General features: G+C 68.9%; 25 protein-coding genes. All 25 read right to left on the bottom strand.

Translation table 11 applies throughout. The features are described 5' to 3' along the window. Positions 1 to 2: 2 nt before the first annotated feature. The gene (locus IWH25_RS11620; protein ID WP_203385963.1) at positions 3 to 560 is read right to left on the bottom strand and encodes a TlpA family protein disulfide reductase; all 558 of its coding nucleotides are present in this window, start codon (positions 558 to 560) and stop codon (positions 3 to 5) included. Next, positions 526 to 1,122 carry a Tll0287-like domain-containing protein gene (locus tag IWH25_RS11615; protein ID WP_203385962.1) on the bottom strand — a complete coding sequence of 199 codons (597 nt, stop codon included), beginning with the start codon at positions 1,120 to 1,122 and terminating at the stop codon, positions 526 to 528. Before IWH25_RS11615 ends, IWH25_RS11620 begins: the two co-directional genes overlap by 35 nt. Before the next feature lie 95 nt (positions 1,123 to 1,217). Then, on the bottom strand, positions 1,218 to 2,450 hold the full coding sequence (gene ccmI, locus IWH25_RS11610) for a c-type cytochrome biogenesis protein CcmI (RefSeq protein ID WP_203385961.1): 1,233 nt from the start codon (positions 2,448 to 2,450) through the stop codon (positions 1,218 to 1,220). Beyond that, the gene (locus IWH25_RS11605) at positions 2,447 to 2,911 is read right to left on the bottom strand and encodes a cytochrome c-type biogenesis protein (protein WP_238998881.1); all 465 of its coding nucleotides are present in this window, start codon (positions 2,909 to 2,911) and stop codon (positions 2,447 to 2,449) included. Before IWH25_RS11605 ends, ccmI begins: the two co-directional genes overlap by 4 nt. Further along, entirely contained in the window at positions 2,904 to 3,431 is a 528-nt protein-coding gene (locus IWH25_RS11600; RefSeq protein WP_203385960.1) for a DsbE family thiol:disulfide interchange protein, read from the bottom strand. Before IWH25_RS11600 ends, IWH25_RS11605 begins: the two co-directional genes overlap by 8 nt. Before the next feature lie 10 nt (positions 3,432 to 3,441). Then, on the bottom strand, positions 3,442 to 5,421 hold the full coding sequence (locus tag IWH25_RS11595; RefSeq protein ID WP_203385959.1) for a heme lyase CcmF/NrfE family subunit: 1,980 nt from the start codon (positions 5,419 to 5,421) through the stop codon (positions 3,442 to 3,444). A 159-nt stretch (positions 5,422 to 5,580) separates the two neighbouring features. Next, positions 5,581 to 7,245 (bottom strand): HAMP domain-containing methyl-accepting chemotaxis protein, encoded by a 1,665-nt coding sequence (locus IWH25_RS11590; RefSeq protein ID WP_203385958.1) that lies wholly within the window; start codon positions 7,243 to 7,245, stop codon positions 5,581 to 5,583. 29 nt (positions 7,246 to 7,274) lie between these two features. Then, positions 7,275 to 7,673, bottom strand: a complete 399-nt coding sequence (locus IWH25_RS11585) for a phosphate ABC transporter substrate-binding protein (protein ID WP_238998880.1) — start codon at positions 7,671 to 7,673, stop codon at positions 7,275 to 7,277. A gap of 11 nt (positions 7,674 to 7,684) precedes the next feature. Next, positions 7,685 to 9,073 (bottom strand): hypothetical protein, encoded by a 1,389-nt coding sequence (locus IWH25_RS11580; RefSeq protein WP_203385956.1) that lies wholly within the window; start codon positions 9,071 to 9,073, stop codon positions 7,685 to 7,687. A 264-nt stretch (positions 9,074 to 9,337) separates the two neighbouring features. After that, positions 9,338 to 9,517, bottom strand: a complete 180-nt coding sequence (ccmD, locus tag IWH25_RS11575; protein WP_238998879.1) for a heme exporter protein CcmD — start codon at positions 9,515 to 9,517, stop codon at positions 9,338 to 9,340. After that, a complete protein-coding gene (locus IWH25_RS11570) occupies positions 9,514 to 10,269 on the bottom strand; it encodes a heme ABC transporter permease (protein ID WP_203385955.1) in 756 nt (251 codons plus the stop codon). The genes ccmD and IWH25_RS11570 overlap by 4 nt, the downstream gene beginning before the upstream one ends. A gap of 66 nt (positions 10,270 to 10,335) precedes the next feature. Further along, positions 10,336 to 10,944, bottom strand: coding sequence for a hypothetical protein (locus IWH25_RS11565; RefSeq protein WP_203385954.1), 609 nt, complete (start codon positions 10,942 to 10,944; stop codon positions 10,336 to 10,338). A gap of 81 nt (positions 10,945 to 11,025) precedes the next feature. Continuing rightward, positions 11,026 to 11,610, bottom strand: a complete 585-nt coding sequence (locus tag IWH25_RS11560; protein WP_203385953.1) for a tetratricopeptide repeat protein — start codon at positions 11,608 to 11,610, stop codon at positions 11,026 to 11,028. An 11-nt stretch (positions 11,611 to 11,621) separates the two neighbouring features. Next, on the bottom strand, positions 11,622 to 12,959 hold the full coding sequence (locus IWH25_RS11555) for a cbb3-type cytochrome c oxidase subunit I (protein WP_203385952.1): 1,338 nt from the start codon (positions 12,957 to 12,959) through the stop codon (positions 11,622 to 11,624). Beyond that, on the bottom strand, positions 12,959 to 13,777 hold the full coding sequence (gene ccsA, locus IWH25_RS11550; protein ID WP_203385951.1) for a cytochrome c biogenesis protein CcsA: 819 nt from the start codon (positions 13,775 to 13,777) through the stop codon (positions 12,959 to 12,961). The genes IWH25_RS11555 and ccsA overlap by 1 nt, the downstream gene beginning before the upstream one ends. Beyond that, complete coding sequence (locus IWH25_RS11545) at positions 13,761 to 14,807, bottom strand: cytochrome c biogenesis ResB family protein (protein ID WP_203385950.1); 1,047 nt, start codon at positions 14,805 to 14,807, stop codon at positions 13,761 to 13,763. The genes ccsA and IWH25_RS11545 overlap by 17 nt, the downstream gene beginning before the upstream one ends. Continuing rightward, positions 14,789 to 17,428: a cytochrome c3 family protein gene (locus IWH25_RS11540; protein ID WP_203385949.1), complete on the bottom strand. Its 2,640-nt coding sequence runs from the start codon at positions 17,426 to 17,428 to the stop codon at positions 14,789 to 14,791. The genes IWH25_RS11545 and IWH25_RS11540 overlap by 19 nt, the downstream gene beginning before the upstream one ends. Beyond that, positions 17,421 to 18,506, bottom strand: coding sequence for a 6-bladed beta-propeller (locus tag IWH25_RS11535; protein ID WP_238998878.1), 1,086 nt, complete (start codon positions 18,504 to 18,506; stop codon positions 17,421 to 17,423). Before IWH25_RS11535 ends, IWH25_RS11540 begins: the two co-directional genes overlap by 8 nt. Next, complete coding sequence (locus IWH25_RS11530; RefSeq protein ID WP_203385948.1) at positions 18,503 to 19,492, bottom strand: NHL repeat-containing protein; 990 nt, start codon at positions 19,490 to 19,492, stop codon at positions 18,503 to 18,505. Before IWH25_RS11530 ends, IWH25_RS11535 begins: the two co-directional genes overlap by 4 nt. Beyond that, entirely contained in the window at positions 19,464 to 19,847 is a 384-nt protein-coding gene (locus tag IWH25_RS11525; protein ID WP_238998877.1) for a c(7)-type cytochrome triheme domain-containing protein, read from the bottom strand. The genes IWH25_RS11530 and IWH25_RS11525 overlap by 29 nt, the downstream gene beginning before the upstream one ends. Further along, the gene (locus tag IWH25_RS11520; protein ID WP_238998876.1) at positions 19,844 to 20,341 is read right to left on the bottom strand and encodes a c(7)-type cytochrome triheme domain-containing protein; all 498 of its coding nucleotides are present in this window, start codon (positions 20,339 to 20,341) and stop codon (positions 19,844 to 19,846) included. The genes IWH25_RS11525 and IWH25_RS11520 overlap by 4 nt, the downstream gene beginning before the upstream one ends. Positions 20,342 to 20,417: 76 nt before the next feature. Continuing rightward, positions 20,418 to 21,338, bottom strand: coding sequence for a hypothetical protein (locus tag IWH25_RS11515; protein WP_238998875.1), 921 nt, complete (start codon positions 21,336 to 21,338; stop codon positions 20,418 to 20,420). A 59-nt stretch (positions 21,339 to 21,397) separates the two neighbouring features. After that, on the bottom strand, positions 21,398 to 22,414 hold the full coding sequence (locus IWH25_RS11510) for a c(7)-type cytochrome triheme domain-containing protein (protein ID WP_203385946.1): 1,017 nt from the start codon (positions 22,412 to 22,414) through the stop codon (positions 21,398 to 21,400). A gap of 9 nt (positions 22,415 to 22,423) precedes the next feature. Further along, positions 22,424 to 22,810 (bottom strand): c(7)-type cytochrome triheme domain-containing protein, encoded by a 387-nt coding sequence (locus IWH25_RS11505; RefSeq protein WP_238998874.1) that lies wholly within the window; start codon positions 22,808 to 22,810, stop codon positions 22,424 to 22,426. A gap of 90 nt (positions 22,811 to 22,900) precedes the next feature. Then, entirely contained in the window at positions 22,901 to 25,282 is a 2,382-nt protein-coding gene (locus tag IWH25_RS11500; RefSeq protein ID WP_203385945.1) for a porin family protein, read from the bottom strand. Between the last annotated feature and the right edge of the window lie 4 nt (positions 25,283 to 25,286).

The raw sequence follows: 25,286 nt of genomic DNA, 5'->3' as shown, positions 1-25,286 counted from the left end.
GGTCAGGCAGCCGCCGCCAGTAGCCGCGGCAGCTCGTCCGGCGCCTCCCAGGCGCGCGCGCCGACGACCACCTCGCCGACCCGCCCGTCGCGGCGCAGCACGAAGCTGGTCGGATACGACGACAGCCGCAACGCGGCGGTCGCGAAAGCACGGCCGGTGTCGAGCAACACCGGAAACTCCACCCCCACCTGCAGCACGAACTCGCGCACGAGGTTGATGTCGTCGTCGACCGAAACGGCGACGACGGCTCCGCCGTACGCCGCCAGTCCGCGGTGCAGCACCTGCAGACCGGCCATTTCGGCTCGGCACGGCGGGCACCAGGTGGCCCAGAAGTTGAGCAGCAGCGGGCGACCGAGGAAGTCGGCGAGCCGCCGCGGCCGGCGCTGCAGATCGGGGAGCTCGAACGACGGGAAAGGGTCGCCGACGCCGACGGCGGCACGCGGCAGCGCCTCGCGACCGCAGGCGGCGGCGCACAGCGGCAGGGTCAGCAGCTGCAGCAGCCGCCGGCGACCGGCGCCGGGAGATTCAATCGAGGGGTTTCTTGACGGAGACCGCGCCACGCACCTGCCCTTGCTGGAAGTTGACCGCCCGATCGTGCGGGTAGTCGGCGGCGAGCTGCGCCTTGACCCCCTCCGGGATGCCCGCCACCGGACCGTGGCACGCCAGGCACGGCTGCGCCATCGGGATGGCTTTCAGGTAGCGATAGTAGCGGCCGGTCGGCTCGCTGACCACTTGCGACGCTTCCAGCGTCTCGATCTTCTCGCCTTTGGCAAGACGCTTCTCGAAATCAAGAAGACCTTTCTGCTCCCAGCTGTCCGGCTCGCCCAGCATCCGGTTGCGCGGACGCAGGCTGACCCGGGTCACCCGCATGCCAGTTTGGCGTGAAATCGCCGAACTGATCTCCGGCGCGCTGTATTTGCAAACCGTGATCGCGCGGATCGGCCCTGTCTGGTCGAGTTCGCGGTTGACCTCGCCGCGTATTTGTTCAAGCAGGCGCATCGCCGCGCGACGGGCCTCCGACTGTAGCGCATCGAGGTTTTCCTCGCCTGCGGAAGCCGGAACGATGGACAGGATGGCCGCCATCGCGGCCACCCAGTGGATTGCTGTCTTCCTGCGAAACATGGCAACGCCCCCCAACCCGGCGCCGCCAACGGCTCGCTCCCCGATCGCGGGAAGGTGCCGAAATCCTGTTTTTTTCAGAGAAACTTCGGCGACACCTAGTTAACTATCGAATTGATGACTACAGCAACACCGGCAGCCCCCGGCGTCACGCTTGCCGAGAAGCCTTCGAGGTCACCCGATCTCGGCAGCGCGTCTCCGCTTTTCGAAATCCGCGCACCGATCACGACCTTCTGCTGCTGCGACAGCTTGAAGTTCGGCGTCATCGACATGCTATCGTCAAGCAAGAAACTCGCCGGCAGCTTGCCCGCCGGCATCCGCGCCATCGCCACCGGCATCTTCGGCCCGTCGGCCGCACGCGCGAAGACGAACAGCGTGTCGCCCGGGGCGATCTTCGCCGCCAGCGCCGGATCGATCGTGACGCTGCCGGCGACCGCGGCGCCGCCAGCCGCCGCCTTCGGCGCACCGCCGGCCGCCGCCAGCCGGTTCTCGGCGTCGCGGATGCTGCCCTGGATGCCCATCGCGGCCTGCGAGCCTTCCGGCACCAGCGGCAGGATCTTCTGCCACTGCGCAATCGCCGCCCGGTAATCCTGGCGCTCGAAGGCGATCGTCCCCGACAGGGCCAGGGCCTTGATGTTGTTCGGATCGATCGTCAGCGCGTCCTTGACGATGCGCTCCGGCTCGCCCTGCAGGCTGCGCCCCTGCGCCATCGCCACGGTGTCGGCGAAATCGGCGAGCACCTGCGCGTCCGGCGGCAGCAGCGCGATGGCGCGGCCGTAGGCGGCCGCCGATTCGGCGAAGCGCCCCAGCACGCCGTAGGACTTGGCCAGCATCAGCCAGCCGTTGCCGTCGTTCGGGTTGTCCTGCAGGCGCTCGGCGAGGCGCTGCACCATCGCCTGGATCTGCTGCTGGCCGAGCGCGTGCCCGCCCTCGCCGCCAGCGGCCGGCCCCGGCCTGGCGCCGGTCATCGCCTCGGGCGTGCCGAGCAACACGTAGAGGCCGACGATCAGCGCCGCGACGCCGCTGCCGAGCGCACCGGCGAGCAGCGGGCGGCGCCCGCCCTCTTCCGCCGGCACGGTTTCGCCGGCAGCGTCCTCGAGCACGCGCCGCTCGATCTCCTGGCGGGCCTTCTCGTAGGCTTCCGGCGCCAGCTGACCGGCGGCGTGGTCGCGCTCCAGCTCCGCCATCTGCTCGCGCAGGATGGCGAGGTTGAGCGCGCGCACCTCGGCCGTCTCCACGACCTTGCCGCGCCGGCCGCGCAGCAGCGGATGGAGCAGCGCCCCGAGGATGCCGACCGTGAGCAGGCCGGCGAGAATCACGAACAGGGTCATGCGCCCTCCTTCTTTTCTTCGAGCAGGCGCAGCGCGGCGGCGTGCTCGGCCTGCGACAGCGGCGCCGCGCCAACATTGCGCCGGCGCCGGAGGTTGAAAAAGAGCACGCCCAGGCCGCCGGCGAAAAGCACGAACGGCCCGCCCCACAACAGCAGCGTGGTCGTCTTCACCGGCGGCCGGTAGAGCACGAAGTCGCCGTAGCGCTGGACCATGTAGTCGGCGATCTCCTTGTCCGACTTGCCCTGCTTCAGCATCTCGCGCACCTGGTTCTTCAGGTCGATCGCCAGCTCGGCGTGCGAGTCGGCCAGGTTCTGGTTCTGGCAGACCAGGCAGCGCAGCTCCTCGGCGAGCTTCTGCACGCGCGCCTCGAGCACCGGGTCGGCGGCGGCCGGCACGGCCTCCGCAGCACCGACGCCGGCCGCGGCCAGGGTCAGGAAAATCGCAGCAAACCAGTTACGCACCGTTCAGCTCCTTTACCAGCGGCACAATTTTTTCGTCGACCGCCTTCTGCGTCAGCGGCCCGATATGCTTGTAGCGGATGACCCCCGCCTTGTCGACGACGAAGGTCTCGGGAACGCCGTAGACGCCGTAGTCGATGCCGATGCGGCCGTCGCGGTCGTAGGCCGACAGCAGGTAGGGGTCGCCGTGTTCGCGCAGCCAGGCGATGCCGGCAGCGCGCTCGTCCTTGTAGTCGAGGCCGACGATCGGCACCAGCTTGCGCGCCGCCAGATCCATCAGCACCGGGTGCTCCTGGCGGCAGGACACGCACCATGAGGCCCAGACGTTGAGCAGCCAGACCTTGCCGAGCATGTCGGCGGGCGCGATGCTGTGCTCGGCGGCGTGCAGCTGTGGCACCGAGAAGGCCGGCGCCGGCTTGCCGATGAACGGCGACGGCACCTCGCGCGGATTCAGCCGCAGGCCGACCGCGAGAAAGCCGACGAGGACGATGAAGATGCCGAGCGGCAGCAGGAAGCGTCGCATGCGCTCCCCCTTACGCCGAGGCCAGCGCCGCGGCGCGCTCGCGCTGCAGCCGGCGGGCGACGCGGTAGCGGCGGTCGGTCGCGGCGAGCAGGCCGCCGACGGCCATCAGCAGGCAGCCCCACCAGATCCAGTCGACCAGCGGCTTGTGCTGCACGCGGACGATCCAGGTGCGCTCGTCGATCATTTCGCCGAGCGACACGTAGAGGTCGCGGAACAGGCCGGTGTCGATCGCCGCCTCGGTCATCGGCATCTTCTGCACGTGGTAGATGCGTTTCTCCGGATACATCGTCTTCACCACCGCGCCGTCGCGGCTGACTTCGACGCGCCCGCGCGCGGCGATGTAGTTCGGCCCCTTGTACTCCTCGATGCCGAGCAGCTTGAAGGTGTAGCCGCCGACCGTGGTCGTGTCGCCGGCACCCATCTTGACGTCGGCGTTGGCCTCGAAGGTCTTGACCATGCTGACGCCGAGGATGAAGACGCCGACGCCGGCATGCGCCAGCACCATGCCCCAGTGCGCGCGCGGCACCGTCGCCAGGCGCGCGAAGAATGCGCTACCGCCGGCGCTGCCGCCGCGGACGCGCTCGGCGATGTGGACGAAGCTGGAGAGAATGACCCAGACGCCGAGCAGGCTGCCGAAGGCGACCAGCGCCGACCAGCGGCCGAAGGCCAGCGGCAGCACCGCGCCGGCGAGCAGCGACAGCGCCAGCACGGCCCACAGCAGGCGCGGCAGGTCGGCCAGCCGGCCGGCCTTCCAGCGCAGGAACGGACCGATGCCGATCAGCGCCACCAGCGGCACCATCAACGGCGCGAACACCGCCTCGAAGTACGGCGGGCCGACCGAAATCTTGCCGAGGTCGAGCGCGTCGAGGAACAGCGGATAGAGCGTGCCGAGCATCACCGCGCCGGCGGCCACCGTCAGCAGCACGTTGTTCACCAACAGCATCGACTCGCGCGACAGCATCTCGAAGCTGCCGCCCAGGCCGACCTTCGGCGCCCGCCAGGCGAACAGCGTCAGCGACGCGCCGACGACGATGGCGAGGAAGGCGAGCACGAAGATGCCGCGCTTGGGATCGGTGGCAAACGCATGCACCGACGTGAGCACGCCCGAGCGGACGAGGAAGGTGCCGAGCAGCGACAGCGAGAAGGCGAGGATCGCCAGGATCACCGTCCAGTTCTTGAAGCTGCCGCGCTTCTCGGTCACCGCCAGCGAATGCATCAGCGCGGTGCCGACCAGCCAGGGCATGAACGAGGCATTCTCGACCGGGTCCCAGAACCACCAGCCGCCCCAGCCCAGCTCGTAGTAGGCCCACCACGAGCCGAGGGCGATGCCCAGCGTCAGGAACACCCAGGCGATCGTCGTCCACGGCCGCGACCAGCGCGCCCAGGCGGTGTCCAGCCGGCCCGAGACGAGCGCGGCGATGGCGAAAGCGAAGGCCACCGAGAAGCCGACGTAGCCCATGTACAGCATCGGCGGGTGGAAGGCCATGCCCGGGTCCTGCAGCAGCGGATTCAGGTCGCGGCCGTCGACCGCGGCCGGCAGCAGGCGCTCGAAGGGGTTGGAAACGAACAGCAGGAAGGCGAGGAAGCCGATGCTGACCAGCCCCATCACCGACAGCACGGTGGTCACCGTCTCGCGCGGCAGGCGGCGGCTGAACAGCGACACCGCCGCCGTCCACACCGCCAGGATCAGCACCCACAGCAGCATCGAGCCCTCGTGCCCGCCCCACACCGCGGCGACCTTGTAGAACATCGGCAGCAGCGTGTTCGAATGCTGGGCGACGTAGGTCACCGAGAAATCGTTGCTGACGAAGGCCTGCGTCAGGCAGCCGTAGGCCACGGCGACAGCGACGAACTGCGCCTGCGCGGCGGGGATCGCCAGGTTCATCAGGCGCGGGTCCTGACGGACGACGCCGTAGAGCGGCACCCCCCCCTGCAGGATGGCGACGGCAAGGGCGGCAATGAGGGCGAAATGCCCGAGTTCAGGAATCATGAATCGATCTCCGCGATGGGTGCGGGAATGATAGCAAGATCGATTCCACGCGCCGCAGGGTCGCGGAAACCCTTGTCCCGCTGGCGGCCGGAGCCGCCCGGACGGCGGCCTGCAGCGGCACCTTCCCGTTTTCGGGAAAGCGCCGCCGGTTGCCGCGGCTCAGGCCGCGAAACGGAAGCGGCCGACCAGTCCCTGCAGGCGGCCGGCGATCTCCGACATTTCGGACGCCGTCACCGCCACCTCCTGGATGGCGACGTTGTTGCGGTCGGTCAGTTCGGTGATGCCGTTCATCGACGCCACCGTCTGCGACGAGGCCTGCGTCTGCTGCGTCGTCGCGCTGGCGATGTCGCGCGTCAGCCGGCTCATCTCGTTGGCCGCCTCCAGGATGCGGCGCAGCGTGTCGCCGATCTCGCGCGTCTGCGCCGCCCCTTCCTCGACGTCGGTCATCACCTGGCGCATCGCGACCATCGCCTGGTCCGAGCGGTGGCTGACGCTGTCCAGCATCTCGCCGATGCTGATCGAGCTCTTCGCGGTGCGCTCGGCGAGCTTGCGGACCTCGTCGGCGACGACCGCGAAACCGCGCCCCTGTTCGCCGGCGCGCGCCGCCTCGATCGCCGCATTCAGCGCGAGCAGGTTGGTCTGCCCGGCGATGTCCTGGATGATCCCGGCCAGCTCGTGGATGCGGCGGGCGGTGTCGCACAGGTCCTGGATCGCGCCGCTGGAATCGCGCACCGTCTGCACGATCTTGTTCACCGTCGTCAGGTTGCCCTCCATGCTGACCGCGCCGCTCTCGGCGAGATCGCGGGCGCGCCGGGTCGCCTCGTCGACGCCGTGCGCGCCGCCCGAGACTTCCTCGATCGCCCGGCTCATCTGCTGCAGCGCCGCGGTCACTTCCAGGATCTGGCCGTGCTGGCTTTCCGAATGCTGCGCCGACTCGTCGATCCGCCGCGACAGCAGCTGCGCATTGCTCGAGACGACGCCGGCGGCACGCTGGATCTCGCCGGTCATCTCGCGCAGGCTGTCCTGCATGCGCGCGATCGCGCGCAGCACCGCGTCGAACTCGTTGCCGCCGGCACGCACCTCGATCGCGGTCGTCAGATCGCCCTCGGCGACCCGGGTAACGACGTCGCGGACCCGCGCCAGCGGCCGCGAGATGTTGCGTGCGAGGAAGAAGTACATGCCCCACACCAGCGCCACGCCGAGGCCGGTGCCGGCCCACATCAATAGCGCGAGACGGGTGCGCAGCGCGCCGCTGTCCTCGTTCTCCTGCTTCGAGCGCTTGATCAGGACCGTCTCCAGCTCGCGCACCTTCTTCTCCAGTGCCCCCATCGCCGGGTTGATCTTCTTCAGGATGACGGCGTTGGCCTGGCGGTAATCGCCGGCACGGAACGCAGCGACGACCTCGTTTCCGGCCGCCGCATAGGCGTCGAGACCGCCGCCGATCGCCCCCAGCAGCTGGCGCTCGTTGTCCGGCAGCGCAGGCCGCTTGAGGTACGAGGCATGGGCATCGCGCGCATCGTCGACGGCGTCGGCGTAGGCACCGAGATGCTTGTCGACCGGGTGGTCGTGCATCTTCGCCCACTCGCCGGCGGGATCGTGCTGCAGGCTGAGCAGCAGCTGTGCGCGTGAATCGTGGATGTTGCGCATGATGTCGCCGACCGCGCTGGTCGGAATCAGCGCGTTCTCGTAGATCCCCACCGCATCGTCGTGCATGCGCGCGGAAACGCGGTCGCCGATGCCGACGCCGACGATGAAGCCCACCGTCACCAGGATGAAGGTGGCGATGAGCTGCACGCGCACCGTCAGATTCCTCAGGATGTTCATGACGTTCCCCCTGCGGCCCTGCCCGGGCCTCAATACTTCACGATGATGTTGGCGCCGCCCGGATTGGTCGACACGTAGCCGATCGCCCCCGGCGTGCGCTTCACGAAGTCCATCACCTCGGCGTCGCCGGACTTGACCGGCGGCGGATTGAGGCCGTCGCGGAAACCCTTCTTCGCCCAGATCGTGGCGTAGCGGTCCGGATCGGTCTTGATCACCTTGCTCAGGAAATCGCCCTGGACGGCGCCGTTGTCGACCGGCACCAGCTTCACCGAACCGGCGAACTGCATGTTGCCGACGTAGATCTCCCGCACGTCGCCCGGCGCAACATTGACCGAACTGTGCGCGATCACATAGCCATCGGCGATCGCCGCGAGCGGCGCCAGAATCAGCCCGAGCACCGCGCTCCGGGCAAGCTTCGCATTACGCATCGTCATCCCCCTCAGAAGCGGATCGAATACTGGAGCTGCGCTGCGCCATAGCGGTCGTCGCCGCCGAGACCGAGGTCTTCCTGACTGGTCCGCGACAGTTCCAGCTTGAGCGCCGCCTTCGGATCCAAGTCGTAGCGCAGGCCGGCGACGAAGCGGCGGTACGAGCGCCCGAACTCCTGCACCGCAAAGTAGTTGTCCTTCTGCTCCAGGCTCGCCCTTTCGCCGCGTACGTACGGCGTCCAGCGGCCGCTGTTGTAGCCCGCCTGCAGGTAGCCGGCCCAGCTGCGGTGGCTGCCGCTGCCGCCCGACAGGTCGCGGTTGTTGAAGCGATAGAACTCGCCGAGCACTTCCCAGCGCTCGCTCGCGAAGACGCCGTAGGCGCCCAGTGCCGCCAGCCGGGTGCGGTTGCGGTCGGCGCTGTCGTCCGTGATCGAGCCGCCGAGGCCATGCACGCCGAGACGCAGGCCGTCGATCGCGCGCGGCTCGATCCAGGCATTGAATCCGGTCATGTAGGACCCGCTATCGCCGCCGGCCATCTTCATGTTCAGGGCGCCGCCGCCGGCGTAGCCGCCGGCGCTGACCTGGCTGTTGAATGCCGCGGCATTGTTCGCGGAGAGCGTCGTCGCGGTGTTCTCGACACGCAGCGACGAGCTGTTGCCGACGTATACGTCGTAGCCGAAACGATTGCCGGCGAGCGGCAACGCACCCGTCAGCCAGGCGCCGGTGGTATGCGCCGGCAGAATCCCGCCCTTGTCCTCGAATTCGAGGAAACGCGGCCGCGAGAGCGAGGTCTGGATCTGCGCACCGTGGTGGAACGCCGTGTTCCAGTAGCCGTAGGGCGTATGGAAGCGTCCGCCCCAGGCGACCGCAGCGTCGCTGAAGGCGTAACCGATCTGCAGGCGCTCCAGGTCGGTGGCGATATCGCCGTCGTGGTCGACTTCGAAGACCAGCTCGATCAGGCTGCGCACGCGATCGCCGAACTGCGGCGTCAGGTAGAGATCGAACGAGCCGACGTTGAAGCCCTTGCGGCCCTTGCCGAAGATCGGGTTGTGTTCGCCGCTGTGGGCAAGGCCGACGTCGGCGAAACCGTGCACCGGAATCCCGTCGTCGAACGAACGGCGCGAGATGCCGCTGCCCAGCTGCGCAACCTGGCGCTCGAGCGCTTCCACGCGCGCCTGCTGGTCGGCGGCCGCCGGCGACGCTGCCGGCGCCGGCGCCTTCGCTTTTTCCAGCTCGCTGACCTTGGCCGACAGGTTTTCGATCAGCTGCATGCTGCGTTCGAGCTTGCGCTCGAGCTCCTTGATGCGCGCGGCGTCGTCCGCGGCCGCTGGCGACGCGAGCAGCGCACAGGCGAGCATCCCCACCGCTTTGGCAACGGCTTTTTTCTCGATGTTCAGCACATTTTCCTCCGATGTGTATGCAATGAAACTCGGAGAGAAATAGCAACGCCCGTGCCCTTCGCAATTGCGTCACAAACGTGCGTCAAATGCGTGTCAAATCATCGATTTGGAAAAGTGGCGGGGGCCGCGAACGCCCGCCGCGAGGGGCGCGATTCCGACGTCATCGGTTTCGGGAATCGGCGATCACCCATCCCCGCCGACGAGGAATTTTCCGAGTTCCGCGAAACGAGGAAAGCGTTTTCCCGACGGCGGGAAAACGCCGAATCAGCCGCGTTCCGCCCGCAACTGGCGCCCGAGGCGGAGCAGCAGGCCGCGGCGCCGGCGCACGGCGAGCATCGGTTCCAGCGCTAGGATCAGCGCGGTGACGCCGAACGAGCCCCAGACGTAGAGGCCGTAGCCGCCCATCGCCAGGAAGTCGGAGAAGCTCTGCCAGTGGATGTTCATTTCGTACCCTCCGCCTGCAGCACGCTCTTCACCCATTCGCTGCCGCGCTCGCGCTCGAGCATGATGCCGCGCACCCGGTAGAGCGCGACGGCGATGCTGTACATCCAGAACGCCAGCGCCATCAGCAGCATGCCCCACAGCATCAGCGCGGCCATCGACGGCGACTTGGTCAGGCTCACCGACGAGCCCTGGTGCAGCGTGTTCCACCACTTCACCGAGAAGTAGATGATCGGGATGTTCACGACGCCGACCAGCGCCAGCACGGCGCCGGCCTTGTCGGCGCGGCGCGGGTCGTCGATCGAGGCCTGCAGCGCGATGAAGCCGATGTAGAGGAAGAGCAGGATCAGCTCCGAGGTCAGCCGTGCGTCCCACACCCACCAGGTGCCCCACATCGGCTTGCCCCACAGCGCGCCGGTCCACAGCGAGAGGAAGGCCATCAGCGCCCCGGTCGGCGCCAGCGCCTGCGCCATCATCCCGGACAGCCGCGTGTTGTAGGCCAGCCCGAGGCCGGCCCAGAAGGCCATCACCAGGTAGATGAACATGCTCATCCACGAGGCCGGGACGTGCACGAAGATGATGCGGTAGCCCTCGCCCTGCTGGAAGTCGGTCGGCGCGACGGCGAGGCCCAGCCACAGCCCGGCGGCGCCGAAGACGACGGCCGCCGCGGCGAACCACGGGATCAGCTTCCCGGCGAGCGGGTAGAAGCTCTGCGGCGAGGCGTACTTGAACCAGTTGATCAGGCGGTTGTTCATGTCGCGGCGGAAAGGAAGCGATGCAGCGTCAGCAGCAACTCACATGCCAGCGCAACGGGACAACCATCAGAAGACAGGCACGCCGAGCGCCTGCAGCGCCCGCGTCAGGTGGCCGCTGGCCGTCTCCATCCGCTTCACCGCCTCGCCGTAGCGGCCGGCGGCAGCCTCGGCGGCGGCCGCGGCCTTGAGCCGGCCGGCCGCCGTCATCTCGGCATCGACCCGGCCGCGCAGGCCGGCGTCGCCCTTGTCCTCGAGGTTCATCGACACCAGCATGGCGTTGCTGTCGAAGCGGCGCAGCTCGTAGGCGTATTCGTCGGCCGGCGTCTCGAACCTGAGCGCATGCGTCACCGTCTCGCCGGCCTTCAGCCGGACCATGGTCTCGATCGCCAGCCGCTTGGCGGTCTCGCCCTGGCGCACCGCCTCGGCAAGCTTCGTCTGCTGCGCCAGCCGGCGCGCCTCGACGAGCAGCGCATCGATGCGCGCCAGCGCCTCGCGCGAATCGCGCCCGGCGCGGGGATCCTTGCCCATCGATTCGAGCATCGGCCGATAGGCCGCGACCTCGTCGTTGATGCTGCGCAGGTTCTCGCGCAGGAAGGCGTTGGCGGCGACATCGTCGTCACCCGCGGCGAGCGAGCCGAAACAGAAGGCCGCCATGCCGACCAGGTATTTCTTCATGTTCTCCTCCCCCGGCAAACGGACGCCGCGACAGCGGCGCCGAATTTGGAAGGAGGCAGCAATAAGCGAGCCAGCGGCGGCCTATTTCTTCCTCGGCGGTTCCGGCGCCTGCGCTTTCGGCAGCGACGCGCTCCACTCCCAGACCGCGGCTTCGGCCTTGCGCCGATAGGGGTCGTCGGCCGGCGCACGGTGCAGGTAGGCCCGCATCGCCTCGATCGCCGCGCGCCGCTCGCCGAGGCCTTCGAGCGCCACCGCCAGCCCGTAGTAGGCATTGATCTGGCCGCTGTTCAAGGTCGTCGCCTCGTCGAAGAAATCGGCGGCGGCCTTGTACTCGCCCTTGCCGAGCAGCGCGAAGCCGGCGTTGACGTAGGCCTCCGGCATCTGCGGCGCCAGTTCGAGGACGCGGTGGAAGGCGGTCAGCGCATGGTCGTACTGCTTCGCATGCAGCATCACGACGCCCTGATTGAAGCGCTGCTCGACCTCCTCGGCGCGTTTCTGCTGGACGTGCCTGGCCTTCGCCTGCGGCGCGCCGCCGAACTCCGGGAAGCGGCCGGACCATTCGAGCAGCAGGCCGCCGGCGACGATCGCGGCCAGCGTCAGCAGCAGCGCGCGCCAGCGGACGTCGCGCGGACGCTGACGCGGGGCGGCGGGCGCGGGGTCTTCCATGAGCCCCAACCTCATCGCGAATAGGCCGCCGACACCGCCGGGAACAGGCGGCGGACGAGCAGCACGGCGAACATCAGGATGCCGATCGTCGCCAGCAGGCCGCCGACGCCGAGGCAGATGCGCGAGAAGGTCTCGACCCCCCAGGTCGCCGACAGGTCGCCCGGGGTCTTGCGCGGCGCGCCCATCAGCCCGGCGCCGGCGAGCCCGGCCATCATCAGCAGGATGCCGTAGCCGTAGAAGCCGAGCTGCAGGCGGAGCGCGCGCCGCCCCGGCGCGGCGATCCCCAACCGCGGCAGCAGCGCGAAGCTGGCGGCCATGAAGCCGAGCGTCACGGCGCCGATGGTGCCGTGGTAGTGCGCGGTGACCAGCGTCGTCTGGCCGTCGATCAGCGAACCGAGCAGCAGGCCGGCGACGAAGAGCAGCAGCGACAGGCCGAAGCCCGGCGCGATTTCCCGGCCCCACCGACCGCGCGCGCTCCAGGCGAGCGCCAGCGCCAGCGCGAGCGGTGCCTGCCAACTGGTCCACTGCATCAGCCAGGTGTAGGCGTGCACGTATTCCGCCGACTCGGGCACATGCAGGAACGGCACGGCAAGTGCCGCCAGCACCGGCAGCGCTCCGGCGCCGACGATCGCGGCCAGCGCTCCGGGCGCGAGGCGCTGCGCCCCCGCCGGCGCCAGTTCCAGCCAGCAGACCATCAGCAGGCTGGCCAGCGCGAACTGCCAGAGGTGGCCGCCGCCCCAGAACAGCGTCTCGAAATAGGCATAGCCGGTTTCGCCGCCGGGCATCGCGACACCGGCCGCGAGCAGCAGCGCGAACACCGCGAGCGTTTCAAGCGCGGCCAGGAACAGCGCCAGGCGCTGCACGTCGGCGGCGTCGCGCAGCGGCCACGGGCAGCCCGCGCGCGCGCCCTGCGCTGCCTTGATCAGCACGCCGATCCCGAACAGCGCCAGCGCGGCCAGGAACAGCGGGCTGTCGAGCACCGGCACGTAGTTGCTCATGATCGCCTCCGGCCGCCCGTCGGCGACCGACAGCACCATGCCGAGCGCACCGCCGGCGGCAGCCCACCAGGCGGCGCGGCCGGTTTCTCCCGGCGCGCGCGGCGCGGCGAGGCTCCACAGCACGCCGGCGAAGGCCATGAACCAGACGCCCTGCGACAGGTTCACGTGCAGCGTCAGCGCGACGCGGTAGAACTCCGGGCCGGGAAACAGCGTACCCAGCGCCGGCACGCGGGCGAGCGCGATGAGCACGGCGAACAGCCCGGACACCGCCACCGCGCAGATCGCCAGCGCCAGCCAGAGGACGGCGTCGCGGCGGCCGGCTTCGCCCGGCGGATTCGACGACAGTTCCATCAGACGGCCCCCTTGTGCGGCGACGTCGAAATGAACGGCACCCCGAAGAAGGTCAGGAAGGCCATCACGAACACCGCCATCACCATCCACGCGGTGCGCGCCGGCGCCGGCCTGTAGGTCACCCGCAGGTGCAGCGCCACTGCGAGCAGCAGCCAGGTGACGAAGGACCAGGTTTCGAGCGGATCCCACGCCCAGTAGCGGCCCCAGGCGTCCTGCGCCCAGATGGCGCCGGCGATCAGCATCAGGCTGTCGAAGATGATGCCGAGCGCGAGACAGCGGAAGGCCAGTTCCTCCAGCCGCTCGTCCGCCGGCAGCGTGGCGAAGCGGCGCAGGCCGATGCCGGCGCGGCGCAGCAGGATGACGCCGGCCAGGCCGACGGCGACCAGCACCGCGCCGAGGAAGACCTTGGCCAGGCCGATGTGGATGAACAGCCAGGGCGTATGGTAGGTCGGCGGGAAATGCCCCTCGCCCGGATGCGCGACCATCAGCCAGCCCATCATCACGAACATGATCGGCATCACCACCGCCGCCGAGGCGCGGATCTTCGGAATCCGCCAGTAGGCGACGACGAAGGCGAGCATCAGGCTCCACACGTTCGACGACAGGATCTCGAACAGCGTGATGAACGGGCCGTGGCCGACGCGCTCCCAGCGCATGCCCAGCGACACCGTGTGCAGCACGAGGCCGGCCAGCATCAGCGCCAGTATCTTGCGCTCGTCGCGCCGGCCGAGCGCCACCGAGACGATCGCCAGCACGCCGCCGAGCACATAGGCGACGATCGCCGCCCACAACACCTTCAGTTCAAGCAGATAATCCATCGTCCTTCGCCTGATTCCACGGCCGCGCCGCGAACTTCCTCCAGTAGTGCCAGCCCAGTGCGAGCACGGCGGTGACGGCCGCCGCGAGCAGCCACGGCACGGTCCAGTCGTAGAAAACCGAATACCCCATCCAGCCGCGCACGCCGACGTACTGCAGGCGCCCGGCAGGCAGATCGACCGCCATCCCCGGCCGCATCTCCCAGCGCTGCTCGCCGATGCGGACGACCACGTCGTGCCGGCCCGGCAGCTTGAACTGGTCCGTCTTGTCCGGATCGAGGACGATCTCGTCGAAGCGCAGCATCGTCCAGATCGGAATGCCGGTCCCCGGAATCTCCCAGTCGCGCGCCTGCTCGTATTCGTTGAGCGGATACGACGGCAGGTGCACGGCGCCGAACGCGGGCTCGCCGCCGCCCGCCGGATGCCACACGAAGCTGGGCGCAAAGCCCTTGTTGAAGCTGGTGTAGAAGCGGTAGCCGAGGAGCCGCAGCGGCGTCTGGTCGCCGATGGTCGTGCGCACCACGGCGCCGTCGGCGTCCCGGTAGGCGACCTCGTTGCGCGTCTGCCCGCGCCGCAGGCCCGGATCATAATCGATCGCGAAGCCGAGGTTGGCGAAACGCACCTCGGCCAGCCTGCCGGCATGCCACGGGCCGGCATCCCGCGTGGTCAGCACGCCGTCGAACTCGCCGCCATCGACGATCTCGACCGCGCCGCGCAGATAGGTGAGGCGGCCGAGCGCGACGAGCACGACGATCGCCAGCAGCGCCAGATGGAAGGCAAGCAGCGGCAGCTGCCGGCGGAAGGCGCCGTTGACGGCGATCGCGACCAGCAGGTTCAAGGCGCTGCTGGCGAGCGGCAGCACCAGCGCCCACAGGGCTCCGGGCAGCTCGAGGTAGACGACCCAGACGCCGGCGAACAGCAGCAGCAGATTGACCAGCGCGAAGCGCAGCGACCCCAGCCAGTTGCGCCACACCCGCCAGCGCTCGGACCACGGCGAGGGCGGCCCGGCGGCGATCACGGAGGATTCTTGCATATGCCCTCGCCTCGCGACGCATCGGGGTTGGAGCGCATCCATTTGTCGGAATCGCCGTTGCCGCAGTCGCCGATCGCCCAGCTGCCGCTGGTCTTGAAGGTCTTGATCTTGTTGACCGCCTTGTAATAGTACGGCTCCTTCGAATAGCCGTTGATCGCCACGCTGTCGGCGATCGCCGTCCCGGCCGTCAGGCCGGCCTCGGGACCGACGTCGCTCAGGTTGACCAGCAGCGCCTTGTTCTTCCAGCCATGCGGCACCGCGATATGGCACCAGGTGCATCTGAAATAGCTGCGACCGATCCTGGCATCGTGATAGCGGTGCAGGTTGCCTTTCGACGACTGCCAGAAACCGGTGTTCTGGGTATTCGTCTCGCCGCCGATGTAGGCCGTGCTGTCGTGGCACTTGAAGCAGAGCAGGTTTGCGGTTTCGCTCGTGGCATCGGTCCACGCCCCCTTCAGCAGAAAGTCGTTGGCCGAGCCGTGCGGCCCCCACGGGCTGCCGTTTTCGCCGCCGGCGGGAATGACGCTGGTCGCGGCAGTGCTCGATCCGTGGCAGTCGGAGCAGTACATCGTCTGCGTGCCGACGGCGTTGCTCCACGGCAACCGCCACGAGTTGCTCATGCCGCCCCGCACCGCCAGCGTGCGCCCGGTATTGTCCATGACCGGGTGCCACGAGCGCTGGTTGTTCGTCGTGTAGCTGGCGCCCGCGCCGCTGTCGGTCTGCGTCGACGCCCCCTTGTGCGCGGCCGGCGCCTGGAATTCCTTCGCCTGGTTGGTGTATTGGGTCAGGCCGTTCCGACCGCTCGGCGTGCCGCCGGTGAAGCTGCCCAGGTTCGGCCGGTTGCCGGTCGGATAGGTGTTGTTGTCCGAGTAACCGTAGTCCGAATGGCACTTCAGGCAGACCTGGTACTCACGCGTGACATAGGTCGCTGCGGCGCTGGTGTCGGTGGCGCTGCCCGGGTCGCCGCGCTTGACGACGTAGCCGGACGGAAGGGAGTGGAACGACGCCGAACCGTAGGTCGGCTCGACGCCCCAGGTCCCGCGCAGCACGCCGGAGGCGATGTTGGTATGGGTGTAGCCGGTGGTCTCGGTGTGGGTGTGGGTTCCCGCGGCATCCGGGGTACCGTTCAGGTTGCCCGAGCCGGCGAGGCCGCGGAAGTCGCGGAACTTCACCACGCGGTGCGGATTGTGGCAGTCGGTGCATTCGGCATGCCGGTTGCTGAGGTTGCCGGCACCGAGCTTGGCCCGCGATTCGAGGAAGTCCTTGCCGCACTTGTTGGTCGTCCCGGTGCAGTCCACGAAGGTCGCATCGTTGAAGCTGCCGCCGATGTCGTGCACCTCGGTGCCGGCCGGCTGGTTCGTCGAGCTGATCGGCATGCGGACGGTCGAGGTCGTGAAGTCGGTCTTGATGTCCGGCACCGTCGTCGTCGGCGTGATCGCGCTGGCGGCGCTGTTGGTGTGGCACTGGTAGCAGGTCTCCTCGATCGCCGAGCTGCCGCCGGACTTCGGCGTGCCGACGCCGTCGGTGCCCTCGCGCAGCAGCCGGCGCGAACCGGGCACGCTGTGCGTGTCGTGGCAGTTCAGGCAGGCCGCTTTCCACACCTGCATGTTCGCCGGAAACTCGCGCTGGGTCGCCGCTGCGCTGGTATAGGTCTGCGTCGCCACCAGCGGGTTGGCGTGCGCCGAATACGCCCAGGCGCCACTGCCGCGGTTCTTGTTGTGGCAGGCCAGGCAGATGATGTCGCCGTCCTGGCTGTAGGCATTGGCCGGCGCCGATTCCTGGAAGCGGTTGAGGCGCAGGAACTTCTGGTTGCCCTTGGTGGTGTCGGTCTCGCGGATGTGCGGATCGTGGCAGCTGGCGCACTGCACCTGGCCGGCATCGGTGTCGCTGCCGGTCTTCTCCAGCGGCAGCACCGGTTTCTGCGGCTGGCCGCTGCCGCCCTGCGTGCGGTGGCTACGCACGCCGATGATGCGCGTGCCGGCGTTGACCCATTCCCAGGTGCCGTCGGTGGCGTTCAGCGTCGCGTCGCGGATTTCACCGTCGCGATCCGACAGCAGTTTGTTGTAGGTCACCGAGATCGGGTGGTCGTTGGACAGGTCGGTGCCGAGGAAGCGGGTGAAGCCGGTGGTGGTGCCGCTGCCCGGCGCCATCGTGCCGCCGCCGCCGGTGCCGGACAGGGCGATGCTCTGCGTGCCCTGGGTGCCGGTCGAGCCGGCGCCGTTGAGCACGTTCACGTTGCCGATCGCCAGCGTGCCGTCGTGGCAGGAGAGGCACAGCTTGGAGCTGCCGCCGGGTTGTGCCAGCGTGCCGGCGATCGCCTGCGCGTCGAGCGAGGACGAGGTGTAGGTCGTGTAGGTGGCGCCCGAGACCTGCTTGTTCCACAGCGGCGTCACCGCCGGCGTCGCCGCGTGCGGCGTATGGCAGAAGACGCAGACCTGCGTCTCGCTGGTCGCCTTCACCGTCCGCGGGTCGGCACCGCCGCCGTACCAGTCCTTGGACAGGTTGTGCTTGGTCGCGCGCACGTTCGACTCGCGCGCCGACCACGAGTCGCCGACGAAGGCCGCGAGCCCGACCGCGACGACGGCACCGGTGCCGAGAATCCTGAGTATGGCCTTATTCATTTTCCGCCCCGCCACCGAGGAACTGATAGACGACGATGCGTCCGTTGAAGGTATCGGCGAGGAAGATGCGGTTCTGCGCATCGATCCACACGCCGGAGGGCAGGTAGTACTGCCCGATGTCCTGTCCCGCGCCGCCGCCGATCGGCATCAGGAACTCGCCGCGGCGGTTGAAGACCAGCAGATGGTCGTGGTACGACTCGACCACGTAGACGTTGCCCTCGCCGTCGACCGAGACCCCCTTCGGCCGCACCAGGTTGCCGACGTAGGTGCCGCGCGTTCCGAGGCTGCGCCGGAACTCGCCGGTCTCGGCGGAAACCACCTGGATGCGGGCGTTCATCGTGTCGCTGACGTACAGCTCGTCGCCGGCGAGCGTGAGGAAGGTCGGGAAGTTGAACTCGCCCTTGCCGTCGCCGCGTTCGCCGAAATGGCCGACGAACTGGCCGGACTCGTCGAACACCTTGATGTCGTGCGCATGCGTGTCGGCGACGTAGAGGCGCTTGCGCTTCGCATCCCAGGCGACGCCGGTCGGCCGCTGCAGCATGCCGCGGCCGAACACGCCGAGGCTGTTGCCGTCCTTGTCGAGGCGCGCCACCAGCGCCAGCTCGGCATCGGCGACATAGGCGTCGCCCTGGCTGCCGAGCGCGATGCCGACCGGGGCGACGAAACCCTGGTAGCCGACCGCCTTGTCCCAGAACACCAGCTGGCCGGCCACCGGATCGAAGACCGCGACCGCCTGCCGGCTGATGTCGGTGATCAGGATGCGGCCGGACTCGTCGATGGCGCCGTGCTGCGGCCGCATCAGCGCCTCCGGCGCGCTGTCGCCGCCGACGAGGCCGACCAGCCAGCGGAAGAAGCTGCCGAGCGTGTCCTTCTTCGGCTCCGGCCAGACAAAGTTCTCCTCGCCGGTGAGCTGGCCGACGTAGATGTAGCGCGGGATTTCCTCGGCCTGCTGCGCCGGGAACATCGTCCCCTTGCGGCCGATCTCGACCTGCGCGCCGAACTGCAGCACCGGCTTCTCGCCGCTCGTCGCGCAGGCGCCGAGCAGCAGCGCGAGGATGAGGACGGTCGCCGCTCTCATGGCTTCAGCCGGAACACCGAGACCTTGCGGCCGGCGCCGTCGGCGACGTAGAGGGTGTCGTTCACGATCGCCAGGCCCTGCGGGTTGACGAGCTTCAGCGCGTCGAACGACGGTTCGCCGCGCAGCATGCCGTCGCGGTGGAGGAACAGGCGGCGCTGCACGCCGTCGGCGATCGCCAGCCAGCCGCCGCCGGCGGCGAGCGGACCGACGTCCCGCAGATCCTCGATCAGCGTCGTCTGCCGGCCGCTGGCCGGGTCGATGGCGACCACGCAGCCGCAGTGGCGGCCGCTGACGTAGATCAGGCGGCGGTCGAGGGCGATGCCGACCGGGCCGTCGGGCAGCTGGCGGTCGACCAGCACGACGCCGCTCCTGCCGACCGGATGCACTTCCTCGATCCGCTGCTGCAGGCGGTCGAGGGCGAGGTAGCGGCCGCTCTCCGGGTCGACCGCGATGTCGTCGTAGCGCGCGGCGCCGAGGCGCGCGTCGATGCGCTGCACGAGGTTGCCGGCGCGGTCGAAGCGCAGCGCGCCGCCGGCCGCCGGATCGCTGACCAGCACCGAGCCGTCGGGCGACGCGGCCAGCCGCGTCTGCGGCGTGACGCGGACGCCGCCGATGACCGCCATCGCGTCGACGGTCGCGTCGTAGCGGTAGAGGCGGCCGACGCCGGCGTCGGCGATGAACAGGTCGAGCGTCGACGCGGCGACGTCGACCGGGAAAACCAGCGGCGTGAAGCCGCCGAAGGCGCCGGCCTCGAAGGTCGGCGCGCCGGCCTGATTGACGCGCAGGATCAGCCGCGCCATCGCCAGCGAACGGACGGGGACGATGACGCTGGCGACGCCGTCCGCCTGCAGGTCGGGGCGGCGACCGGCGGCCGGCGAGCAGCCGGCGAGCGCCACCAGCGCCGCCGCCGCGGCCAGCCCGAGCGCGCGGCGGCGGCGACGGTCGGGGACGGGGCCGCTACCAGCGACCGGGGCCGGACGTCTCATGTCCACCGTAGATTCCCGAAGGCAAGCCGCGCTTGCCCGAATGGCAGAGGTCGCACTTCTCGACGCTCCAGGCGATATCGTTGTTGTGGCAGGCTCCGCAGAACTTGCCGTCGATGATGGCCGCCATTGTCACATCATTGGACCCGGCGTGCATCTTGAAGCCGAGCTCGGCATGGCACACCTTGCAGCGGAAGCGGATGCGGTGGAACCAGTGCGGGAAGACCACCGGCCGCATCCCCTCCTTCTCGGCGCGCTTGTTGATGACGACGTCGGCGTACTCGGCCGTCGCGTCCGGAATGTCGACGAACAAGGCCAGCGCCAGCGCGGCGAACGCCAGGACGAGGCGCGCGATCACGGCCCCTTCCTCCCGGGCATGTGAAACTGCGGGTTCATGTGCGTCGGCAGGTTCTTCGTCTGCCCCGGCCGGGTGACGCTGTGGCAGCGGTAGCACTCGGTCAGCGGGAAAGCGACGGCGCCGTGGCAGACGCCGCACTGTTCGCCCTGCAGGATGTTGAACATCGAGATCTTGGTCTTGCCGGTCTCGCGCTCGAACAGGTGGTCGTGGCAGTTCGAGCAGTCCAGCCACTCGGTGTGCTGCTTGTGCGGGAAGCGCACGATCGGCATGCCGCCCTTGAGGTTGAGCAGGATGTCCTGGTCGAGCTTCTTCACCTCGGTCTGCGGGAAGAGCTTCTCGCGCGGGTTGATCTCGCCCTTTTCCAGGGACTGCACCCAGCGCACCTGGTTGCCGGTGGTGTCCGGCGTCAGCCGGGAGAGCGCTTCCTGCGGCTCCTGCAGCTGCTTGGCCGCGGGCGAGCGCGGATCATGAACGCCGTCCTTCGCGATCGGCAACCAGTTGCCGGCGAATACGGTTCCGGCGGCGAGGAGCCCGAGCAGGCTCCCCGCCAGCCAGCGGGAGAGATGGCGCTTAACCCGGGATATAGACGCCTGCATTGCGGATGGCGCGAACCAGCTCGGCCGTCGATTCCTCGAGCAGCTTGACCGCCTGCGCAAAGTCCTTGCGCGCGGCGGCGGCATCGGCGGCGGCGCGCAGTTCGCCGGCCTTGTTGAGGAAGTTCTGCACCTGCTGATCGAGCTGCGGGTTGGTCGCGCGCTTCTCGTCGACCAGGACCTTGATCAGCATCTTGTGCGTTTCGTTGCGGTCGATCTCGTAGTGGAACTCCTCTTCCTTCGACGCGAAGTTGAGCGAGCGGACCAGCGTGTCGCCGCTGCGCAGCGAGCTGATCCCGGCCTTCGCCACCAGGTAGGCGCGGTCGAGTTCGGCGCGGCCCTCGGCGTACTTCTTCGCGGCGGCCAGCTTGTCGGCCTCGGCGATCGATTTCTCGATACTGGAAACGGTTTCGCTCACGCCCTTGGCGCTGCCCTTCTCGGAAGCGACCCGCTTGTACGCGGCGAGCAGCGCCTTGACGCTCTCGTTGCGGGCGGTGAAGTCGGCCTCCAGCTTCTTGGCGACGACCTCGTCCGGTGCCGCGTAGCGCACGGCCTCGAACATCAGCACCGAGGTCTCGGCGAGCAGGCGGCTGGTCTTCGCGAGGTCGCCGGCGGCATAGGCGTCGGCGGCGTTCCGGTACAGGCCGCGGGCCTTGTCGCGCGTGGCGAGCGCGCGCTGGTCGCCGCTCGCCTCGATCTGGCGGGCGGCGGACGAGGTTTCGAGCAGCAGCTTGACCGACTCCAGGCGGCGGCCCAACTGCTCCTTGTCGAGCGTCGCCGCGGTGTTCGCCTGCAGGCGCGCGGCAGCGCTGTCCGGGGCCGCGGGAGCGGCGGTCTGCGCCTGCGCGGAGGCGAAGGCGGCGGCGAGTGCGGCGGCGATGGCGATGCGTTTCATCATTGTATTTTCCCCCGAAAACCGGCCGCCCGCAGGCGGCCGGCGGTTGGTCGATGGTTTTTTTACTTGGCGGTCGCCTGAGCCGACGGCGCCAGATCCTTCTTCTTCGAGTGGCACAGGCGGCACTCGGACACCGGGAAGGCGACCTTGCCGTGGCAGACGCCGCACTTCTCGCCGAGCAGGATCGCCGCCATGCTGATCTGGTTGGCGCCCTTCTGCGGCGTGAAGATCGCCGGGTGGCAGTTGGAGCAGTCGAGCCACTGCGTGTGCTGCTTGTGCGGATAGACGACGTCCGGCATCGAGCCCTTGACCTCGCGGACGACGTTCATGTCCATGATGATCGGCTCGGCGGTCGCATCGACCCGGTCGTAGCGCGGCTTGATCTTGCCGGTGCTGATCGCCTCGACCCAGTTCACGCGGTTGCCGGCGAAGCTCTTCGGCAGGCTGCCGAAAGCGGCCAGCGGCGGCTGCAGCGCGTGCGTGCCGTCGTTCGACGGGTCGTGGATGCCGTCCTCGGCCGGCGGCAGGTTGCGCTTGCTGGCCGGCTTGAGCAGGCGGTTGAAGGAGTTGACGTCGGCGGCCGAGACCGTCGGCGCCGGCGCGGCTTCCGCCGCCGCAGACGCGACGGCGACCGGGGCCGGCGCGGGCGCCGCCTTGGGCGCCTCCTCCTTGGCGACTTCCTTCTTCGGCTCGGGCTTGGCTTCAGCCTTCGCTTCCTTCTTCGGCTCGGGCTTCGCTTCCTTCTTCGGCTCGGCCGCCGCGGCCTTGGCACCGCCGGCGGCGGCGATCATGTAGTCGACCGCGGCCTTGACGTCGGCGTCCGGCAGCGTCAGGTTGCCGCCCTTCGCCGGCATCCCCTTCGGCGTCCCCTTGAGCGCGCTCTGGTACAGCGTCGGCACGCCCTTGGCGATGCGCGGCGCCCAGTCGCCGGCATTGCCGAAGCGCGGCGCGGCGGCGATGCCGCCGGCGTGGCAGACGGCACAGACCTTGGTATAGACATCCTTGCCGGAATCGGCGGAAGCGCTTCCCGCGGCGGCAAGACCGAGCATCATCGAGGCAATCAGTTGCAGTTTTTTCATGGCCGCACCTTATTTCTTCTGGGGCGCGCCGACCGGCTGCGCGAGCTTCTGGATGGTGCTCTCATGCACCTGCGTGGGCGTGCCCGGCTTGGCGGAATGGCACAGGTTGCAGTTCTCGACCGACCACGCCACCTCGCCGTTGTGGCAGGCGCCGCAGAACTGGCCGTCGATGATCTTGACCATGTTGATGTCGTTGCCGCCGGCCTTGAACTTGAAGCCGAGGTCGGCGTGGCAGACCTTGCAGGCGAAGCGGACACGGTGGAACCAGTGCGGGAAGATCACCGGGCGCATGCCGGCGCCGTCCGAGTGGTTGTTGATCACCACGTCGCCGTACTCCGCCTGCGCGTCCTGGACATCGACGAACAGCACGGCGGCGAGCGCCAGCAGCAGGCCCATGAATAGGCCGCCCCTCATGCCTGACAACATTTTTTTCATCATGATTCCTTAATTTGAAACAGATCCCGTCAACCCGCCGCTTCCGGATTTTCAGAATTTTCCGAACTGCCGGGTTGCCCGGAAGAACACCTGAGCATTTTTCTTGCCACCTGTCTCGATGATCGTTCCGGTGGCCGACAGGTCGAGCATCCCGATGCGGTAGTCGAAGCGGTTTTCCAGCCAGTAGGTGAAGCGCTCCGGCTGCGCCGCGACGTCGCCGAGCAGGCGCGAATCGACCATCTGCGTATTGGCGTTGAACGACAGGTTGTAGCGCAGCCCGGAGACGCCGAAGGCCCGCGTATGCGCGTAGTTGAGTGAGCCGAAGACGTTGGTGCGCTTGTTCTGGTCGGTGAAGATCGGGCTGCTGCCGAAGCCGGCGCTGCTGGTCGTCACCTGCCGCTGGGTCTCCTGCATCGACCACTGCACGGTCAGGTTGGCCGACAGCGAGGAGCGCGGCGACAGCTGCCCGTTGCCGTTCACCTGCAGGTAGAGGTAGCGGTAGTGGCCTTCGTTGGCGCCGGTGGTGACCATGTCCGAGAAGCTGAGGCCGACCGAGCCGAAGCTCTGGTCGCCGCCCTGTATCCGCCAGGTGCTGCCGGCGGTGTGGTTGAGCGTCGTCGAGTTGCCGATCAGCTGGTCCGAGCTGTGGCTGACGCTCTGCGACAGGCTGAGCTGGATCGACTGGGCGGTGGTCAGCGGAAAATCCCGCCCGAGAGAATGACTGCCCTGCATTGCCAGCAGGCGATTGGCGCCACTGGTGCCGCCGCCTTGGCGGTTGGCGCTGCCGCCGACGTTCCAATTGTAAGAAAATTTCCCGAAAGTGAGAGGGTCGCCGATGTAGGTCGCCGCACCGCCGACATTGGTCAGCAGCTGCGGGTCGCCGTTCGAGTTGGTGATCCGCGTCGCCAGGCCGGTGCCCATGAAGGTCAGGTTCGGGCTGTAGGCGTAGGTCGCCGAGACGTTGCCGGAGAGGCTCTTCGATTCGCTCGACTCGTTGTTGAAGCTGCTCGCCGACGTAAACAGGTTGATGCCGGCGATCACCGACAGCGGATGCACCTCGTCCTCGTACTCCGACTCCGGCCGCCAGGAAACCGACGAATTCAGCTGCAGGTAGCGACCGTGGCTGTTCGCCAGCACGCCGTTGCTGCGGTAGTTCAGCGTGTTGTCGTTGAGCATCGTGCTCGTCTCGGCGTTGAGGTTGTCCTCGAAACGGTAGGTGTGGCGCGCGTAGTAGTTGATCAGCCGCGAGCTCTCGCCGTTCAGGTCGCGCCGGCTCTGCGAGATGCGGCCGTTCATCTGCGTCGTCTGGTTGTCGAAGGCGTGCGAATAGTTGCCGTAGACCGCATTGACCGTATCCAGCCCGCTCTGCGAGGTCTCGACGACGCTGCGGTCGAAGCCGAGCGAGGCGTTCTGCGCGCCGCTCTCGGTGCGGTAGCTCTGGCGCAGGCCGATGCGGGTGTTGGTGTAGTCGGTGCTGACGAAGGTGCCGTTGGCGCGGCTGTCGCTGCGGTCGAAGGTGGCCATGAACGGGAAGCGGCTCATCGGGAACAGGTGCAGCATGCCGCCGCCGATCACCGTGCTCTGGGTGTCGCTCTGGTTGCCGGAGCTGCCGGTACCGCTCGCCGCCGACGAGGTCGAACTGCTGCGCCCGGAGGTGATGCCGAGATTGCCGCTGACCTGCGCCAGCCACGGTTCGTAGATGTAGCTCGACGCACGCAGGTTGAACAGGCCCACCGTGCTCGACGAGGAGCCGCCGTCCATCTGCTGGCGGCGCATCTGGACGCCGACGCTGCCGCCCCAGCGGATCGGCGCAAGTCCCCAGCCGGAGCCGGCAATGCCGGCATCGGGCTTGCCGTCGCCGGGACGGCCGGGGCCGCCGGTACTCCCCGCGGCGTCGGGAAAGGGCAGCCCGGCCGGCGGTTCGGTGCGCTGCTCGTAGGGTCCGGCGACACTGCCCGGCGGCCGCATCGGCACGCAGGGCAGACCGGGCATGCAGGGCATTCCCGGCAGGCCGGGAACGCCCGGCACCAGCGGCGCCTCCTCGCCCGGCGGCAGGCCGGCAAGCCCGCCCGGCAGCGGCGGCGGCCGCCGTCCGGGCATCTCGCCGAGGACCACCGGCGGCCCGGTCGGCGCATCGCCACCCTCCTCGTCGTCGTCCACATCGGCTGAAATCGCCGCCGAATCGGCGGCGGCATAGAGCCGCGGCGACTCGCCGGCGCGCGCCGCGGCAAGCGGCGCCGGCTCGGCGACGGGCAGCGCCGCGGCAGCACCGGTCGGCGACAGCGTCGCCGACAGCTGCAGCGCCAGCGGCGGCGCCTCGGCCGGCAGCGGCGCGCTGCCGCCGATGGCGGCCAGCGCCGACGACAGACGGAGAACGGGAGAGGGAAAGGCCGACGCCGCCGGTACGGCCTCGGAAAACGTTTCGGCCCGCACCACG

It is taken from the genome of Azospira restricta, assembly GCF_016858125.1.
Taxonomy (GTDB): Bacteria; Pseudomonadota; Gammaproteobacteria; order Burkholderiales; family Rhodocyclaceae; genus Proximibacter; species Proximibacter restrictus.
The sequence above is the reverse complement of the archived record's forward strand: the minus strand, read 5'-3'. Positions and strand labels throughout refer to the sequence as shown.

Coding starts and splice junctions, on each gene's coding strand:
- IWH25_RS11615 (WP_203385962.1), bottom strand. CDS start 1,122: ATGTTTCGCAGGAAGACAGCAATCCACTGGGTGGCCGCGATGGCGGCC.
- ccmI (WP_203385961.1), bottom strand. CDS start 2,450: ATGACCCTGTTCGTGATTCTCGCCGGCCTGCTCACGGTCGGCATCCTC.
- IWH25_RS11600 (WP_203385960.1), bottom strand. CDS start 3,431: ATGCGACGCTTCCTGCTGCCGCTCGGCATCTTCATCGTCCTCGTCGGC.
- IWH25_RS11595 (WP_203385959.1), bottom strand. CDS start 5,421: ATGATTCCTGAACTCGGGCATTTCGCCCTCATTGCCGCCCTTGCCGTC.
- IWH25_RS11590 (WP_203385958.1), bottom strand. CDS start 7,245: ATGAACATCCTGAGGAATCTGACGGTGCGCGTGCAGCTCATCGCCACC.
- IWH25_RS11585 (WP_238998880.1), bottom strand. CDS start 7,673: ATGCGTAATGCGAAGCTTGCCCGGAGCGCGGTGCTCGGGCTGATTCTG.
- ccmD (WP_238998879.1), bottom strand. CDS start 9,517: ATGAACATCCACTGGCAGAGCTTCTCCGACTTCCTGGCGATGGGCGGC.
- IWH25_RS11570 (WP_203385955.1), bottom strand. CDS start 10,269: ATGAACAACCGCCTGATCAACTGGTTCAAGTACGCCTCGCCGCAGAGC.
- IWH25_RS11565 (WP_203385954.1), bottom strand. CDS start 10,944: ATGAAGAAATACCTGGTCGGCATGGCGGCCTTCTGTTTCGGCTCGCTC.
- IWH25_RS11560 (WP_203385953.1), bottom strand. CDS start 11,610: ATGGAAGACCCCGCGCCCGCCGCCCCGCGTCAGCGTCCGCGCGACGTC.
- IWH25_RS11555 (WP_203385952.1), bottom strand. CDS start 12,959: ATGGAACTGTCGTCGAATCCGCCGGGCGAAGCCGGCCGCCGCGACGCC.
- ccsA (WP_203385951.1), bottom strand. CDS start 13,777: ATGGATTATCTGCTTGAACTGAAGGTGTTGTGGGCGGCGATCGTCGCC.
- IWH25_RS11545 (WP_203385950.1), bottom strand. CDS start 14,807: ATGCAAGAATCCTCCGTGATCGCCGCCGGGCCGCCCTCGCCGTGGTCC.
- IWH25_RS11540 (WP_203385949.1), bottom strand. CDS start 17,428: ATGAATAAGGCCATACTCAGGATTCTCGGCACCGGTGCCGTCGTCGCG.
- IWH25_RS11535 (WP_238998878.1), bottom strand. CDS start 18,506: ATGAGAGCGGCGACCGTCCTCATCCTCGCGCTGCTGCTCGGCGCCTGC.
- IWH25_RS11530 (WP_203385948.1), bottom strand. CDS start 19,492: ATGAGACGTCCGGCCCCGGTCGCTGGTAGCGGCCCCGTCCCCGACCGT.
- IWH25_RS11515 (WP_238998875.1), bottom strand. CDS start 21,338: ATGATGAAACGCATCGCCATCGCCGCCGCACTCGCCGCCGCCTTCGCC.
- IWH25_RS11510 (WP_203385946.1), bottom strand. CDS start 22,414: ATGAAAAAACTGCAACTGATTGCCTCGATGATGCTCGGTCTTGCCGCC.
- IWH25_RS11505 (WP_238998874.1), bottom strand. CDS start 22,810: ATGGGCCTGCTGCTGGCGCTCGCCGCCGTGCTGTTCGTCGATGTCCAG.